Genomic DNA, 15845 nt, shown 5'->3' with positions numbered 1-15845 from the left:
GTTCAAATGGCGATTCAGCGTTTAATTGGTTTTGGGAAAAAAGAAGAGTTTAAGGAAATTTTGGCAATTTTAAGAAAGCAGAATCCTGATAGGATAAGGGTTCTGTGAAATTTGTCGTGTACAGAGAGTTTTTTGATATCTGCCAAAACTTGCGCCGCATGTGTCTGTGTATTCACACTGGTGTAGTAATAAACAATAATACCTTTCGGATCAATGAGAAAGGTTTCACGTTTGGCAAATTTTAAAATCCCTAAGTTTCGTACAATGCCTAACTGTGTCGCCAGCTTATGCTGTTGGTCGGCAAGAATTGGAAAGGGAAGTCCGAGTGCTTTAGAGAACTTTTGATGTGATGCAACATCATCTAAGCTTGCGCCCAAAACAACCGCATTAGTTTTTAAAAATTGTGGATACAGGGTTTTAAATTGATTGGCTTCTTCTGTACAACCGGGTGAGTTGTCTTTGGGATAAAAGTACAGAACGAGCCATTTCCCTTGATATTGCTTCAGTTCGTGCCATTTTCCGTTTTGATCTTGTAATTTAAAGTTGGGTGCGGGTGTGCCTACCCATTGTTTTTGTTTGTTTTGACTGGTGCTGAGTATTGATGTTTCGGCAACTGTGATTTGGGTGGTTGCTATTAAAGCACATGTCATTAAACAGATTTTTAGCAATGAAGAAACTTTCATAGAGCATCAGTTTATATTGTTCTTTATCTGATCTTAGCAAATTTTAAAGCGCTGTAGGCTAGCTGATTTTATATTTATTGAAGTAGATTTCGAATGTCTTTTGGCAAATCGGTTGATGTGCTGAAATGCCACTATCAAACGTGCTCTGAACTTTTATACTATTTGGAATCGTTTAATTTTAGAGTTTGCATTGAAACAACAGATTTTACTTATTACTGGCTGGGGCGGCGGTCGTAAATTACTTGCTCCTTTACAGCAGGCATTGATCGCTCAAGGTTATCAGGTCGAATTATGGAATATTTTTGATGCCTTAAATCTAGAAGTGCTCGAACAGAAAGTTGAATTGGCGCAGCAATTTGATGTGATTATTGGCTGGTCCCTTGGTGGTCAATTGGCGACGATTTTGGTAGATGAAATTCAAAAAAAATATCAACAACAGAAAGTGCTGATCACATTAGGCTCAAATCCAAGTTTTGTGGCTGATGAACAGTGGCCTGCTGCGATGGATCAAGTCAGTTTTCAAAGCTTCAAACAATCTTTCGAGCAGGATGCAATTTCGACCCTAAAAAAGTTTGGTTATATGGTTTGTCAGGGCACTGATAGCAGCAAGCAAGATTTCATCACCTTGCAAAGTTTGATTCAAGCGCAAAATTTAGATGTGCTTCGAGCAGGATTGAACTGTTTGGAGAAGCTTAATAATGTCAGTATCTTGAAAAATTACACTGGTCATCAATACCATTTGTTTGCTAAGCAAGATTTTTTAGTTAGTTACAAAGTTGAACGCTTACTGCGTAATTTAGCTGTAAAGTTTTTGGAGACTGAATTGGTTTCTGGATCACATGGCTTTCCATTGTTTCAATCTGAAGTCATAAGTTGCAAAATCTGCCAATATTTAAAGAAAATAGAACAAATCTCTGAATAGCTGGGCTTTATGGCAATTTATTTTTCCTTGCCGTGGGTTTAACATCTTGCCACATTGATGTTTAAGCCTGATACATGGAGTGAGGGATGGCCAATTTAACCGATCTACAATTTGATCAGCAGCATATTTGGCATCCCTATACATCGATGACTCAGCCCCTTCCAACGTTTAAAGTGAAACGTGCGCAAGGGGTGATGATTGAGCTTGAAGATGGTCGTCAATTGATTGATGGTATGTCTTCATGGTGGTGTGCGATTCATGGTTATAACCATCCTGAGCTAAATCAAGCTGTGACCGATCAACTGCAACAGATGTCTCATATCATGTTTGGTGGATTGACGCATGATCCTGCGATTCAACTTGCTAAGTTACTGTTAAAAATCACCCCGCCCAGTTTAGATAAAATTTTCTTTGCCGATTCAGGTTCGGTTGCTGTCGAAGTAGCCTTGAAAATGGCAGTGCAGTATTGGGCGTCTTGGCATCAACCGAATAAAACCAATTTTATCACACCACGTTCTGGCTATCATGGCGACACTTGGAATGCGATGTCTGTGTGTGATCCCGTGACAGGGATGCATCAGATTTTTGGTTCAAGTTTGCCAAATCGAATTTTTGTTCCTGCGCCGCAAGTTGGCTTTGACCAAGCGTGGAATCCTGCGGATATTGCTGAACTAGAAAAGACTGTCTCTGAACAGCATGAAAATGTTGCGGGATTGATTCTAGAGCCTATTGTGCAAGGTGCAGGAGGCATGCGTTTCTACCATCCTGAATATTTGCGTCAAGCTAAATTACTCTGCGAAAAATACAATATCTTGCTGATCTTCGATGAGATCGCGACAGGTTTCGGGCGTACAGGAAAACTCTTTGCTTGGGAATGGGCCGCAGTTGAGCCAGATATTATGTGTATTGCTAAAGGACTGACAGGCGGTTATATGACCTTGTCTGCAACTCTAACCACGCAGAAAGTTGCGAATACGATCAGCCAAGGCGAAGCTGGTGTGTTTATGCATGGCCCAACCTTTATGGCAAATCCGTTGGCATGTGCTGTGGCTGTAAAAAGTACCGAACTGCTACTTTCTCAAGATTGGCAAGCCAATATTCGACGTATCGAAGCTCAATTGAAGTTTCATTTACCAGCACTTTCATCACTTGAACATGTCAAAGATGTGCGAATACTTGGTGCTATTGGTGTTGTGGAATTGACCTTTAATGTGGATATGAAAACGCTACAACAGGAGTTTGTCCGTCGTGGTATTTGGATTCGTCCATTTGGGAAACTGGTTTATGTGATGCCGCCATATATTATTTCTGAGTATGAATTAAAAATTTTGCTAGAACAAATGGTTGAGGTGGTGAAAAACATGGGGCAGTCGGTATGAATCTGCTTAGCCATTTTTCAGATCAACTTGATCAACTGAAACAGCAAGGCAACTTACGTCAGTTCACTTCTAATCTTCAGCACGATCATTGCATCAGTATTCACGATCACAATATGTTGAATTTAGCGTCAAATGACTATTTAGGTCTGGCTTCAAACCTACATCTACGTGAACAGTTTTTTGATGAAACCCCGAACGCACAGCGTTGGATGAGCTCATCCTCTTCGCGTTTATTAACTGGAAACTTTCCTGAATATGAACAACTTGAATCAACATTAAGTGATGCCTTTCATGGCCGATCAGCACTGTTATTTAATAGCGGCTATCATATGAATATCGGAATTTTACCGGCAGTGGCGGACAGCAAAACCTTAATTTTGGCCGATAAGCTGATTCATGCCAGTATGATTGATGGCATCCGATTATCGAGTGCGAAATATGTACGTTATCGCCATAATGATTTGGCGCATCTTTCTCAGCTTTTATGCAAATATCATGAAGATGAGGCTTTTGAGCGGATCATTGTGGTGACTGAATCGATTTTTAGTATGGATGGTGATGAAACCGATTTGGCTGAATTGGTACGGATCAAAAAACAATTTCCTAAAGTGATGTTGTATGTCGATGAGGCACATGCAATCGGTGTGCGCGGTGAGCGTGGTTTAGGCTGTGCTGAACAATATCAAGTAATTGATGATATTGATCTTTTAGTCGGGACATTTGGTAAAGCACTGGCTTCAATAGGGGGGTATCTCATCTGTCATGCGATTATTCGTGACTATTTGATTAACTCGATGCGACCGTTGATTTTTAGTACTGCACAGCCCCCGATCTGTATGGCGTGGACAGATTTTATTTTCAAGAATGTTTTAAATTTAAAAGCAGAGCGTCACCATTTACAGCAAATCAGTCAAAATTTGCAACAAGCGGTGCAAGACAAAGGTTTTGATTGTCCATCTACATCACATATTGTGCCCGTCATTATTGGCGAGTCGAATAAAACTGTTGCCAAGGCTCAAGCTTTGCAAGCGGCAGGTTTTTATATCATGCCTGTACGTCCGCCCACTGTGCCGCAGCATAGTTCGCGCTTACGCATTTCACTCACTGCTCAGATTACACAAACTGATTTGGATCAGTTGACTCAATTGTTGTGAGTGACTTGTGAATAATTTTGAGATTGATAAATCCCAAGTGGCGTTACGCTTTGCTCAGGCAGGGCACAGCTATGCTGAACATGCCGTAGCACAAAAAGAGATTGCTCAACATTTATTTGAGTTGATGCAGCAGTATTGTCCAAAGTTGCAAAATCATCCTGTGGAAACGCTTTTTGAAATTGGATGTGGCTCGGGGAATTTAAGCCATTTAATGCTGGAAAATATGCAAATCAATCGTTTGGTTTTAAATGATCTATATGCAGAAATTCAACAGCATTTTCAGTCAAGTCCGCAGATTCATTACTGGCTTGGAGATATCGAACAACTTGAATTTCCACAGCATATCGACTTGATCGCATCTAGTTCGGCTTTGCAATGGGTAGGGAACTTTGCAGGCATTGTCGAAAAAGCCTTTCAAAGTTTAAATCCAGAGTCATATTTTTGTTTTTCGACCTTTGGGCAGCAGAATTTACAGGAAATAAAAGCTTTGACTGGGCAGGGTTTGGACTACCTCGATGTTGATATGCTTCAAGTCATATTAAGTCAAAAAGGTTTTGAAATTCTGCATCTTTCAGAGCAGACAACGGCATTATGTTTTGATCATCCAAAGCAGGTTTTGCAGCATTTAAAAGCGACAGGTGTGACTGCGACAGCCTCACATTTTCGTTGGACGAAAAAATCGCTCTTTGATTTTTATTCAGCATATCAACAGTTTTCTTTGCGTGATGAATCTGGGCAGATGCGTTATGCACTGACCTATCATCCGATTTTTTGTATTGCACGGAGAATGCCATGACAGGGCAAGTTTATTTCATTAGTGGGATCGATACAGGCATCGGTAAAACATATACCACGGGCTATTTGGCTAAAATATGGAATGAACAAGGGGCGCGAACGATCACGCAAAAGTTGATCCAAACAGGCAATGTCGATATTTCTGAGGATATAGAACAACATCGTCAAATTATGGGCACGGGGTTGTTGGTCGAAGATGAAACCAAACTCACGATGCCTGAAATATTTAGTTATCCTGCGTCGCCACATCTCGCCACCAAACTCGATGGACGTGACATTGATTTTGCTAAAATTGAATATGCGACAAAACGTTTAACTGAAAAATATGACAACGTTTTACTCGAAGGTGCGGGAGGGTTGATGGTGCCATTGACTACGGACCTTTTAACCATCGACTATGTTGTAGAGAAGCAATATCCCGTTATTTTGGTGACTTCGGGGCGTTTGGGCAGCATTAACCATACGATTTTAAGTTTGGAAGCACTAAAAAGTCGTGGCTTGGCGCTTTATGCACTGGCTTATAATTTAAATGATGAATCGCAAGATGTATTGATTTCTAAAGATACTGCTGAATATTTAAAAGCATATTTAGCCAAACACTTTCCACAAGCATTATGGATTGATGTTCCTGTATTGGCATAATGGGCTAACTCTTTATATTGACAATAATTGGGCGTATTTATGACGGATCATGCGTTTATAGAACTTGCGATTCAACTTGCGAAAGAAAATATTGAGCAAGGTGGCCGACCATTTGGTGCTGTGATCGTTAAGCATGGCGTTGTGGTGAGTACAGGGGTGAATCAAATATTAATCTCGGGCGATCCGACATCTCATGCCGAGTTAAATGCATTAAGACAAGCCGCACAAAATTTAAATACGACGTCTTTGAAGGACTGTGTCGTTTATGCGAGCGGACAACCGTGTCCAATGTGTTTGGCAGCTCTGCGAATGGTTGGAGTTGAAAAAATTGTGTATGCCTATTCAAATGCTGATGCAGAAGCCTATGGCTTATCTACAGCAGAGATTGCCGAAAAATTAAGACATGAGCCTCATGAACAGCAAGGGTTGAGTTTTAGTCAGTTAAAGCCAAACTGTGATCATGAGCTATACGATTTTTGGAAGCAGAAAAATACTTAATAAATAATAAGAGTTTCTTTCTGAGTCACTAACTGTATAGATTTCTGTGAAGAATTAAAAAAGCCAACTGAGGTGATCAGTTGGCTTTTTTTGTTGGAGAGCAATTATTGATTTGCTGAGACACCAATTTTTTTGACATTCAAACGTTGTGCTGCTGCCATCACCATAGCGACATCTTTATATTCTGTCATTTTGTCAGGTTGCACTTTGATCGTATCTTGATCTGCTTGTTGTGCAACACCAGCAAAAAGTGTTTCTAAAGCTTGCTTATTGGCAACGGGTTGACCATTCCAAAATAATTTACCCTGCGCATCAATGCGTAAGGTGACCGGCTCAGGCGGCTTTTCATTGGTTGGCGGTGGCGTACCGTTTGGTAAATCAATATTGATCGAATTATTTGGAATTGGAATTGTGATAATAAACATAATGAGCAAAACCAACATCACATCGATCAATGGCGTCATGTTGACGTCCAACATAACATCATCGTCTTTATCGGAACCGACATTCATTCCCATACCTTGTCCCTCATCCGATTATGGTGCGGCAACAGGAGTAGTGACAAAAGCAATTTTGCCAATTCCTGCTGCTTGTGTCGCACTAATGACTTCATCAATCGCTTCATATTTTGTCACCTGATCGCCACGGATATGAACTTCAGGTTGCGGACGCTTTTTAGCTTCCGCTTGTAGTCGACTGATCAGCGTATCTTTATCTGCAATGTATTTTTCATTCCAGAAGATATCGCCATTTTTATTGACAGCAATCTGAATATTGATCGGTTTGGTTTCATAAGGTGTGTTTTTTTCCTCAGGTAACTTCACCGGAACTGTATGGATTGCAACAGGTACTGTAATTAAGAAAATAATGAGCAGCACCAACATAATATCAACCAAAGGTGTTGTATTAATGGCTGAAATTACATCATCTTCGTCACCATCTGAATTGACCATCATTCCCATGGCTGATGCCTCTCTTATTTTGTGTCGTTATTATTGTTTTTGATCTCACCGCTTAAAAGTACGGTGTGTAGATCTGAACCAAAGGTACGAACATTATCTAGAACTGCTTTATTACGACGCGTTAACCAGTTATAGCCAAGAACCGCAGGTACTGCTACAGCCAAACCAATTGCCGTCATAATTAGGGCTTCACCGACTGGGCCTGCAACTTTATCAATAGATGCTTGACCTGAAATACCAATTGCCGTTAAAGCATGGTAAATACCCCAAACTGTACCGAACAAACCCACAAATGGTGCAGTCGAACCGACAGTTGCGAGAAAAGCCAATCCACCACTTAAATGGCTTTGAATTTTATCGATAGCACGCTGGATTGAAATAGTCACCCATGTGTTGAAGTCGATACGTTCCAGCAGATTACCGCCATGTTTTTTGGTTGAATTAATGCCTTTTTCTGCAATAAAGCGGTATGCACTCGATTCGTCTAAGGTTTCTGCTGCGCTATCAATTGAAGCAGCATCCCAAAATTTAGCTTCGGCTTCTTTGCCTTGACGTTTAATTTTAGCTTGTTGAATAAATTTAGTGACCATGATGTACCAAGTTCCAATCGACATCAGGACCAAGATAAAGAGTGTCGATTTAGCAACGATGTCACCTTCACGCCATAGTGCTTCTAAGCCATACGGGTTATAGACTTCTTTGGTTGCTGTAGGCATTGGTGGCGGTGCAGGTGTATTTGTTGTATTCGTAGTTTCTACTTGTGTTGTTGCAGTATTTGCAGATTCTTCAGCAAATGCTGCTTGCAGTGGGAGTAATGTACTTGTTACTAAAACTGTAGCAGATGCAAAAATACGCGCAGATTTCATCATTTTATTCATTTATATTCTCCAAATTTTTGTAGATTCATTAATCAAGTTTAAATTCGTATTCAATATCAAACCAATCTTCAACTGGCTCACCATTTTTGAGTGCAGGCTTAAATGTACATAAGCTGAATGCTTTGCTAGCAGCCTTATCTAGAGATTTAGTACCACTCGATTTTTTGACCTTCACTTGTTTCGCACTGCCGTCAGGCCCAACCAATACAGAGATGCGGACAGTTCCTACTTCTTCTGCCATTGCAGCTTCACGAGGGTAATCTGGTTCTTTACATCCAACGCTTCCCTCAGATGCACCACGTGTTTCCCCAGCTGGTTTTGGAGCAGGGGCAGGAGCGGGTGCTGCCGCAGCGACTGGTGCAGGTGCTGCAACAGGGCTAGGAGATGGAGAGGTTGTAGGCGTAGGTGTTGAAACGGCTTTAACTGTTTGTGTTGGTGCAGCTTTTTCAACAACCTTTTGTTCAGGTTGAGGGTCTGGTGTTTTGAGCACTTCCTTAACGAGTTTTGGTAGTTCAGGTGGTTTTTCAATTGGTTTCGGTTTTTCTGGCTCAGGTTTTTTATCTTGAATAATGATTAATTCAACAGGTTCTTCTACAGTTTTCTCACCTTTTTTGGACAGGCCAGTAATTAATCCGTAGAGTACAATGAGATGCAGAAGAATGACTGCCCCAATTCCGATCAGGCGTTTGCCGGAATTATTTTCTAATTCGGAAAAGCTTTTGCCCATTACTACTCCTGAAATGTGAGACAAACAATCAATAGTGAAATTGGCACTTGAGATATAAGTGTTTTTTGCATTTTTTATGTTTGACTAATTAATTAAATAAATAGTGCCAGTACAATTCCAGTTGGAATCGTACTGGCAAATTTAGCTTTTAGAACTTGTAAGTACCACGGACATAGAATGTACGACCAGTAGGATCGCTATAACGAGGGTCATAACCATATTGGAAGTTATCTAATACGTTCGATGCAGCAGGCTCTTCAGCAAATAGGTTTTTGATACCACCAGTGATTTCTAAGTTTTTGAAACCACTGTATGTTCCTGCAACGTTATACAGTGTGTAATCAGGCACACGGTGTTTATCAAATTTTTCTTCGCCGATTTGGTTTTGGTCATCGTAGCCACGGAAGAACTGTTGTTCGAAGATGATTTTCCAGTTTTCATAGCTCCAATTTAGGTTCGCTGTGTGCTTCCAACGTAAAACAGCAGGGTCGTCATACACACCTACTAAGCCTTCCCAATCACCGCCTTTTTCTTCTTGGTAGTCATTTTTGATGACATAGGTACCATTAATGCCAAAGCCAAAACGACCTGTCGCGGTTAATGGTGAAAGATAATCTAAGCTAATGTCGATACCTTGAGTTTTAATACCCCCTGTATTCATTAGAATGGTATTGATGTATTCAATACGACCATCGGCACCACGCACGAATAATGAAGCATATTTTTCAGGATCTTCAAAAATTGAAGTTTCACCCACTTGGCCAACTAATTCTTCAATTTCAATGTTGTAATAATCAACAGCTAAAACTAAGTTTTTAATTGGTTCGTAAACAAAACCTGCGGTAAATGTTTTAGATTCTTCTGGCTGAAGATCTGGGTTACCACCTTGCATACGGTAGAATTGAGTATTACATTCGGTTTGATATTGAGGTGAAGTTGGATTACCGCCTGGACAAAGGACAGGGTCGTTATATTTTGCACCAGTGTAGGTTTTGCTTTGTTGCGCATTAATTTCCCAAAGGCTTGGAGCACGGAAACCAGTACTGTATGTACTACGGAACATAAGTTGCTTCATTGGTTCCCAACGAATACCGACTTTTGGATTGAAAGTGTCGCCAAAATCGCTGTAGTCGTCATAACGTGCTGCAAGTTGAGCTTCAATCGTTTTGGTAATTGGAATTTGAAGCTCAGCAAAAGCGGCAGTAATATCTCGGTCACCTTTACTCAGAGGTTTATCAGGGTCAATACCACTACCCGGTACAAGGCGTACTAACTCAGAGTTTACTTTTGCTTCCCAATCTTGAGTTGTAAAACTTCCACCAAATGCAAAACCAACATCACCAGCTGGTAAGGTGTAAATCGGGCGGCTCACGGTAAAGTCAAATGTTGTGGAATCAAGTGTTGCTTCGTTTGTTGTACCACTCACATTTAATGAGTTCCAAACGTTAGCATCTGCAGATGGACCAAATGGGTTGATTGTGCCGTCATTTAATCCTTCTTGTAGTTTGTTACGATTTAAGTATCCACTTACAAAGCTATCTGATGCTTCGCCTTTTGCGTAAGTTACTCCACCGTTGATATCCCAACCGTATGCTTCACCTTCAAGTCCGGCAAAAATACGATGTGATTCATTGATAGATTGTGAAACACGGTTACCGGCTTGAGAGCGTAAGTAAAGTTGTAATGGATCACCACTTAGACCATCTACACCAGGGGTAATACCCTCGCCTGGATAATATTGACTGCTTTTAGGAATCGTGACAGAGCGGCTGTAGACGTCTGGAGCAATAGAAGTCGTCACTTTGCTTTTTGCATAGACATATTCACCAATAGCGTTGAAGTTATCGCTAAGTTTGATGGTTGCACGACCAATTGCAGACAAGTCCTCAGTTTCTGGCTGAATACCAATTAATGCTTGGGTGTTGAGGAAACATAGTCCGCCATCTTCAACTACATTGACTAAGTTATTACAGTTTGCAGCTCCACCGTATGGGTTCGCTAATACACCTTCAGGATTTCCGTCTGCATCTAAAGGCCCGCCGTTTGGATCAAGAAAGTTAGCAGGGAAGCCATTTGCTGAACCAGCATCGATACCTAACTCAGGTAGAAGGCCACCACGACGGCTGACTTTACGGTCTTTTGCCATAATTTCTTTGGCTTTACGGTAGTCAATTGCGCCATAAACGTTAAAACCTTGTTCATCTAAGTCGCCATAGCCACCAAAAATCGAAACATCGTATTCTTCGCCGCCTTTATCTTCTGGTTTGAGTAAACCACCGCTAATACCTAAACCTGTGTATTGCTTTTTAGTAATAAAGTTAATTACACCTGCGATTGCATCTGCACCATAAATTGCAGAGGCACCATCACGTAAAACCTCAATACGTTCGACCATTGCAAGCGGAATGGTATTTAAGTTGGTTTCAGAGGTACTAAATGGGCTATAAGCCAAACGACGTCCATTAAGTAGGACAAGGGTTTTATCTGATCCTAGGCCACGTAAGTTCGCTGTTGAGCCTGATGTATTACTTGCACCAACGTTTTGCGCTGTACTGTATCCCGCTTGGTTCGCACTAATTTTTATTAAGGCTTCTTCAGTCGTTGTAACCCCTTGTTTAGTTAATTCTTCAACTTTAATCACCGTAATAGGTGAAGAACTTTGAGCAGAAACCCCTTTAATGGATGAACCAGTCACAGTTACTTTGGCTACTTTCGTTGGCTTAACTGTTTCTTCTTCATTTGTTTCTGCTGCATGCGCTAAAGATAAACACAGCATACTTAAACTAAGAGTACTTAATTTAAGTATTGTTTTGCTAAATGGTGTGCCCCCCACAGATTTAGCATTTTTTTTCTCTTTCATAGTAAAAGTATTCCTTTTTGTTGTAGTTAGCGATATTGCTTGATTCTTTTTAAGCAATTCAAGTGCCAAATTTATATTTAAATTTTATTTTCAAATATAAAATACTAATAAATATCTACATTATTGGTTTTAAAGTGGAGAAATTTAAGATGAACGGTAAGTATATTTTTTTAAAGTTATCCTTTTAATTAGGTTTTATTAGGAATTTAACTTTTGATCAAAAAAAAATTTAAAAACATGATTGGGTGCAAATTAAACCTCAAAAAGTGTGATTTAATTCATATTTATGTGTTTGATTTATAAGGCTAATAAGATAAATAAATAAAAAATAAAAAATTATAAATTCAGTGGCTTAGTTGTCTTTTATCTGTCATTTCATCTGATCGTGATCCATTATGAATCAGGAATGTATTATATTTGTGCAGAATGTGCATGGATGAGTACACATCCAAGAGTTGAATTTTTGATAAAAACGAGCTTTACTCGGAAAGTCACTATTAGTATAAATTTATCTTAAAAAATGAATTTAAAAGGATATTTAATTCAGATAACTTTCAACCAAGGAGTGGTGGCATGAATTTCGCTTTATATTAATTGCTGTATTAAGTTCTACGTTTAAAACTCAATTTAAACTGGATTGTTTTATTTTAGTGAGGGTGGCTTTATTTAAAGTCTGCTTGCGGCTTTGTATTATTAAAAAATCATCAGAAAGGAAAAGGTTTGGAAACTAGAAAATTTAAAATAGCGCTCCTTGCATTATTAATTTCAACAGGGATGATGGCCGAGGTTCAAGCTTCTGCACAATCGAATAAAGTTTTAAATATTGCATTTGAAGCACCGGATGATGGTTTTGATATGGTCAAAACCTATAATTATTATAGTGGCAATATTGCGGAAGCGATTTTTGAACCCTTATTGAAATATGACTATCTAGCACGTCCTGTCGTTCTTGTCCCAAATACCATTGAAGCGATGCCAAAGATTGAACAAGAAGGAAAAGTCTATACCTTCAAAATCAAACGAGGTATCCATTTTTCAGATGATTCTGCCTTTAAGGGAAAGAAACGCGAGCTGGTTGCGCAGGATTACATTTACGCGATTCAACGAATTTTAGATCCGGCTAATCGTTCTCCGACCTATTCATTTATTGATGGCAAGATCTTAGGGGGGGATGCGGTCGTTGCGGATGCAAAGAAGTCTGGGAAATTTAATTACAATGCGGCAATTGCCGGCCTAAAAGCGATAGATCCTTATACGTTGCAAATTACTTTGACGCGCCCTGACTATAATTTTCAATATATTTTGGCCTATGTTACGTTTGGAGCAGTTTCAAAAGAAGTTGTTGAATTTTATGGCAATAAAATTGCACAACATCCTGTAGGAACGGGGCCGTATCAGCTCAGTAAATATGTGCCACGTAGCAAGATCGAACTGGTTGCAAACCCGAATTATCGTGGTTTTGTTTGGAATTTTAAATCGACAGGCACAGCTTGGGACAATCAGTTAGTTAAAGAAATGAACGGGAAGAAAATGCCGCAAATCGGCAAAGTTTCCGTCAGTATTATTGAAGAAGAACAGTCACGGTGGTTAGCATTTAAAACAGGGCAGCTGAATTTTGATAAATTGACCTCAAATGCAGTACCGCAAGCCTTAGATTCGCAAAATAAACTTAAGCCTGATATGCAAAAGCTCGGCATTAAGCATTATCCAAATAAAGATGCTGAAATCACCTACAGCATGTTCAATATGCAAGACCCGCTTGTCGGTGGTCAAAGCCTTGAAAAGATTGCGTTACGCCGTGCTATCAGCATGTCATACAATCAAGCTGAAGCGATTAAACAGTTATATCAAGGGCAGGCCGTAAAGGCTGAAATGTTTTTGCCAGAAGGTGTGAGTGGCTTTAATCCAAAATATCGCAGCAGTTTGGGATATAACCCATTGCTGGCCAATAAATTACTGGATCGATTTGGGTATAAGAAAGGTGCTGATGGTTATCGAACCTTGCCCGATGGTAAAGCGTTGACCTTAAAAATAAATACTGAAAATAGCTCTAAATCGGTGATTCAATCTGAGTTGTGGAAAAAAAATCTCGATGCCATTGGGATACGGGTACAGTTTAAGGTCAGTAACTTTGCTGACAATTTAAAAGAAGCAATGCAATGTAAATATATGATGTGGTCAGGAGCGTGGATTGCAGATTATCCTGAAGGGGAGAACTTTGCTCAATTACTATATGGGCCAAATTCAGGACAAGGGAATTTAAGTTGTTATCAATCTAAAGCTTATGACGCTTTATATAAACAAGCAATTGTGTTGAAACCTAAAGATCGTGAACCTTTTTATGAAAAAATGAACCGTCAAATTGAAGCGGATAACCCTTGGATTATCCATTCTACACGGATTCGTAATTGGTTAATTCACCCTGAAATTCAGGGGTATAAAACACATCCAATGATGAACACCAGTTGGCAATATCTCGATATTCAGCCTAGTAAAAAATAATTGAGTCAGGATTACAATGAAGCGAAATTCGAATTTTACGCTAACCAAATTTGCTACAGCGTGTTTGATGGGGGGAGTGCTATTCAGTGCGATGCCGACATTAGCAATGGCAAAGAATCCAGCAGATCCAAATAAAGTTTTACGTCATATTTTCCCTGTCGCAGAAACAGGTTTTGACCCAGTTGGCGTACATGATCTGTATTCTGCACATGTGAATACCTCAATCTTTGAAACCTTATATACCTATGACTATTTAGCATCACCGGCAAAGTTGGTTCCTAAAACGGCGGCTGCGATGCCAGAAATCAGTGCAGATGGTTTGACTTATACCATTCGCCTGCAAAAAGGCATTTATTTTGCTGATGATCCTGTGTTTAAGGGCAAGAAAAGAGAGTTAACCTCGGCTGATTATGCATATACCTTTAGACGTTTAGTCGATCCACAACTTCGCTCACCAAACAGTTGGCTACTCGATGGCCGCATTTTAGGCATGGAGAAGGTTTTAGATAAGGCGAAAAAAACAGGTAAGTTTGACTATGATGCACCAATTGAAGGCATACAAACTCCTGATCGTTATACCCTTGTCATTCGTTTAAATTCTCCAGATCAAAACTTTCCAATGTTATTGGCTCATCAACCTGCATCGGCTATGGCACGTGAAGTGGTCGAAAAATATCGAGACAAAGCGGGTTTTGTGATGGGTAAACCGGTGGGTACAGGGCCATATACTTTGACGCGCTGGACACCTGGCTCACGAATTATTTTAAAGGCCAATCCCAACTATCGTGGTTTTGTCTGGGACTTCAAGGCATCAGATGCCAAAGATGAAAAGATCGTAAAAGCCATGCAAGGCAAAAAAATGCCGCAAATTGGCGTGATTGATATTCAGGTGATGGAAGAATCACAATCACGTTGGTTGACCTTTGCAAAAAATGAAGCTGATTTGTTGGTGCTCGATGGAGATTTGTCGGTACAAGCCTTAAAAGATGGAGAGCTAAAGCCTGAGTTGGCTAAAAAAGGTATCCAAATGTCGCGGATTTCTGATCCCTCTATCGACTATCACTATTGGAATATGCAAAACCCTGTGGTTGGAGGTTTTAGTAAAGAAAAAATTGCATTACGTCGTGCAATGGCGATGGCTTATTCAGCAGATAATCAAATCAAAATTTTGATGAATGGTGATGCACAAAAATTACAAAGCCCAATTCCACTCGGTGTTGTCGGCTATGACCCGAATTATAAGTCGAGTATTCCATACTCAGTTAAAGCGGCAAATTTATTGCTCGATCGTTATAACTATAAAGTCGGCGCAGATGGCTGGCGTACTCAACCGAATGGTAAACCGCTTACGATTGAAATGACGATAGCGGGCAATAGTAGCCGTAGTCAGCAGTCGGGCGAATTTTGGAAGAAAACTTTAGATAGCATCAAAATTAAAATGACAACAAAGTCGATGCCATTTGCAGAAGCTTTAAAAGCCGAAAAACAGTGTAAAACCATGTTTAAAGCATCTGCATGGATCGCAGACTATCCAGATGCAGACAATTTTATGCAATTGTTCTATGGCAAAAATATCAATGTCACCAACAACGGCTGTTCAAAAATTCCTGAATACGACCGTTTATATGAACAGACGCAGCGTATGAAACCGGGACCGGAGCGTGATGCAGTCTATCGGAAAATGTCACGCATTTTAGAAGTGTATATGCCTGTCCAAATTAATTATGCACGTTACCGTAGTGTGTTGTCGCAACCACGCGTGATTGGTTATAAAAAGCATCCAATTTTGGCAACAGAATGGATGTACATCGATATTGACCCGAAAAAATAAAATGGAACAAAA

General features: G+C 40.0%; 13 protein-coding genes and 1 pseudogene. 8 read left to right on the top strand and 6 right to left on the bottom strand.

Annotated elements, in window-relative coordinates:
- Positions 1 to 122: 122 nt before the first annotated feature.
- Positions 123 to 650: pseudogene (locus tag FTT85_RS05350) on the bottom strand (peroxiredoxin); the annotation flags it as partial.
- A gap of 223 nt (positions 651 to 873) precedes the next feature.
- On the opposite strand from FTT85_RS05350, the gene FTT85_RS05345 reads away from it, so the two are divergent.
- The 6 genes from FTT85_RS05345 to FTT85_RS05320 all read left to right on the top strand — a co-directional run bounded on the left by FTT85_RS05345 (position 874) and on the right by FTT85_RS05320 (position 6073).
- Positions 874 to 1605: a YqiA/YcfP family alpha/beta fold hydrolase gene (locus FTT85_RS05345; RefSeq protein ID WP_180183053.1), complete on the top strand. Its 732-nt coding sequence runs from the start codon at positions 874 to 876 to the stop codon at positions 1603 to 1605.
- 86 nt (positions 1606 to 1691) lie between these two features.
- Positions 1692 to 2984, top strand: coding sequence for an adenosylmethionine--8-amino-7-oxononanoate transaminase (gene bioA, locus FTT85_RS05340; protein ID WP_180183052.1), 1293 nt, complete (start codon positions 1692 to 1694; stop codon positions 2982 to 2984).
- Complete coding sequence (locus FTT85_RS05335) at positions 2981 to 4138, top strand: 8-amino-7-oxononanoate synthase (protein WP_180183051.1); 1158 nt, start codon at positions 2981 to 2983, stop codon at positions 4136 to 4138. The genes bioA and FTT85_RS05335 overlap by 4 nt, the downstream gene beginning before the upstream one ends.
- 7 nt (positions 4139 to 4145) lie before the next feature.
- Entirely contained in the window at positions 4146 to 4934 is a 789-nt protein-coding gene (gene bioC / locus FTT85_RS05330; RefSeq protein ID WP_180183050.1) for a malonyl-ACP O-methyltransferase BioC, read from the top strand.
- The gene (gene bioD / locus FTT85_RS05325) at positions 4931 to 5575 is read left to right on the top strand and encodes a dethiobiotin synthase (protein ID WP_180183049.1); all 645 of its coding nucleotides are present in this window, start codon (positions 4931 to 4933) and stop codon (positions 5573 to 5575) included. Before bioC ends, bioD begins: the two co-directional genes overlap by 4 nt.
- A 39-nt stretch (positions 5576 to 5614) precedes the next feature.
- Positions 5615 to 6073 carry a nucleoside deaminase gene (locus FTT85_RS05320; protein ID WP_180183048.1) on the top strand — a complete coding sequence of 153 codons (459 nt, stop codon included), beginning with the start codon at positions 5615 to 5617 and terminating at the stop codon, positions 6071 to 6073.
- A 104-nt stretch (positions 6074 to 6177) separates the two neighbouring features.
- Here the strand turns inward: FTT85_RS05320 and FTT85_RS05315 are convergent, their stop codons facing one another.
- The 5 genes from FTT85_RS05315 to FTT85_RS05295 form a co-directional block, all read right to left on the bottom strand.
- Positions 6178 to 6591 carry a biopolymer transporter ExbD gene (locus tag FTT85_RS05315; RefSeq protein WP_078190075.1) on the bottom strand — a complete coding sequence of 138 codons (414 nt, stop codon included), beginning with the start codon at positions 6589 to 6591 and terminating at the stop codon, positions 6178 to 6180.
- 18 nt (positions 6592 to 6609) lie between these two features.
- Positions 6610 to 7035 (bottom strand): biopolymer transporter ExbD, encoded by a 426-nt coding sequence (locus FTT85_RS05310; RefSeq protein WP_078190074.1) that lies wholly within the window; start codon positions 7033 to 7035, stop codon positions 6610 to 6612.
- A 14-nt stretch (positions 7036 to 7049) separates the two neighbouring features.
- On the bottom strand, positions 7050 to 7913 hold the full coding sequence (locus FTT85_RS05305; RefSeq protein ID WP_078194237.1) for a MotA/TolQ/ExbB proton channel family protein: 864 nt from the start codon (positions 7911 to 7913) through the stop codon (positions 7050 to 7052).
- 28 nt (positions 7914 to 7941) lie between these two features.
- Positions 7942 to 8640 carry an energy transducer TonB gene (locus FTT85_RS05300; protein WP_180022671.1) on the bottom strand — a complete coding sequence of 233 codons (699 nt, stop codon included), beginning with the start codon at positions 8638 to 8640 and terminating at the stop codon, positions 7942 to 7944.
- Between the two features lie 148 nt (positions 8641 to 8788).
- A complete protein-coding gene (locus FTT85_RS05295) occupies positions 8789 to 11500 on the bottom strand; it encodes a TonB-dependent receptor (protein ID WP_180146917.1) in 2712 nt (903 codons plus the stop codon).
- Positions 11501 to 12274: 774 nt separating this feature from the next.
- Between FTT85_RS05295 and FTT85_RS05290 the strand changes: the two genes are divergently transcribed.
- Positions 12275 to 14002: an ABC transporter substrate-binding protein gene (locus FTT85_RS05290; RefSeq protein WP_180063870.1), complete on the top strand. Its 1728-nt coding sequence runs from the start codon at positions 12275 to 12277 to the stop codon at positions 14000 to 14002.
- 67 nt (positions 14003 to 14069) lie between these two features.
- Positions 14070 to 15833 carry an ABC transporter substrate-binding protein gene (locus FTT85_RS05285; protein ID WP_373886880.1) on the top strand — a complete coding sequence of 588 codons (1764 nt, stop codon included), beginning with the start codon at positions 14070 to 14072 and terminating at the stop codon, positions 15831 to 15833.
- Positions 15834 to 15845 lie beyond the last annotated feature (12 nt).

It is taken from the genome of Acinetobacter sp. YH01020, assembly GCF_013420275.1.
In the GTDB taxonomy this organism is placed as follows: Bacteria; Pseudomonadota; Gammaproteobacteria; order Pseudomonadales; family Moraxellaceae; genus Acinetobacter; species Acinetobacter amyesii.
The sequence above is the reverse complement of the archived record's forward strand: the minus strand, read 5'-3'. Positions and strand labels throughout refer to the sequence as shown.

Coding starts and splice junctions, on each gene's coding strand:
- bioA (WP_180183052.1), top strand. CDS start 1,692: ATGGCCAATTTAACCGATCTACAATTTGATCAGCAGCATATTTGGCAT.
- FTT85_RS05335 (WP_180183051.1), top strand. CDS start 2,981: ATGAATCTGCTTAGCCATTTTTCAGATCAACTTGATCAACTGAAACAG.
- bioD (WP_180183049.1), top strand. CDS start 4,931: ATGACAGGGCAAGTTTATTTCATTAGTGGGATCGATACAGGCATCGGT.
- FTT85_RS05320 (WP_180183048.1), top strand. CDS start 5,615: ATGACGGATCATGCGTTTATAGAACTTGCGATTCAACTTGCGAAAGAA.
- FTT85_RS05315 (WP_078190075.1), bottom strand. CDS start 6,591: ATGGGAATGAATGTCGGTTCCGATAAAGACGATGATGTTATGTTGGAC.
- FTT85_RS05310 (WP_078190074.1), bottom strand. CDS start 7,035: ATGGGAATGATGGTCAATTCAGATGGTGACGAAGATGATGTAATTTCA.
- FTT85_RS05305 (WP_078194237.1), bottom strand. CDS start 7,913: ATGAATAAAATGATGAAATCTGCGCGTATTTTTGCATCTGCTACAGTT.
- FTT85_RS05300 (WP_180022671.1), bottom strand. CDS start 8,640: ATGGGCAAAAGCTTTTCCGAATTAGAAAATAATTCCGGCAAACGCCTG.
- FTT85_RS05295 (WP_180146917.1), bottom strand. CDS start 11,500: ATGAAAGAGAAAAAAAATGCTAAATCTGTGGGGGGCACACCATTTAGC.
- FTT85_RS05290 (WP_180063870.1), top strand. CDS start 12,275: ATGATGGCCGAGGTTCAAGCTTCTGCACAATCGAATAAAGTTTTAAAT.
- FTT85_RS05285 (WP_373886880.1), top strand. CDS start 14,070: ATGGGGGGAGTGCTATTCAGTGCGATGCCGACATTAGCAATGGCAAAG.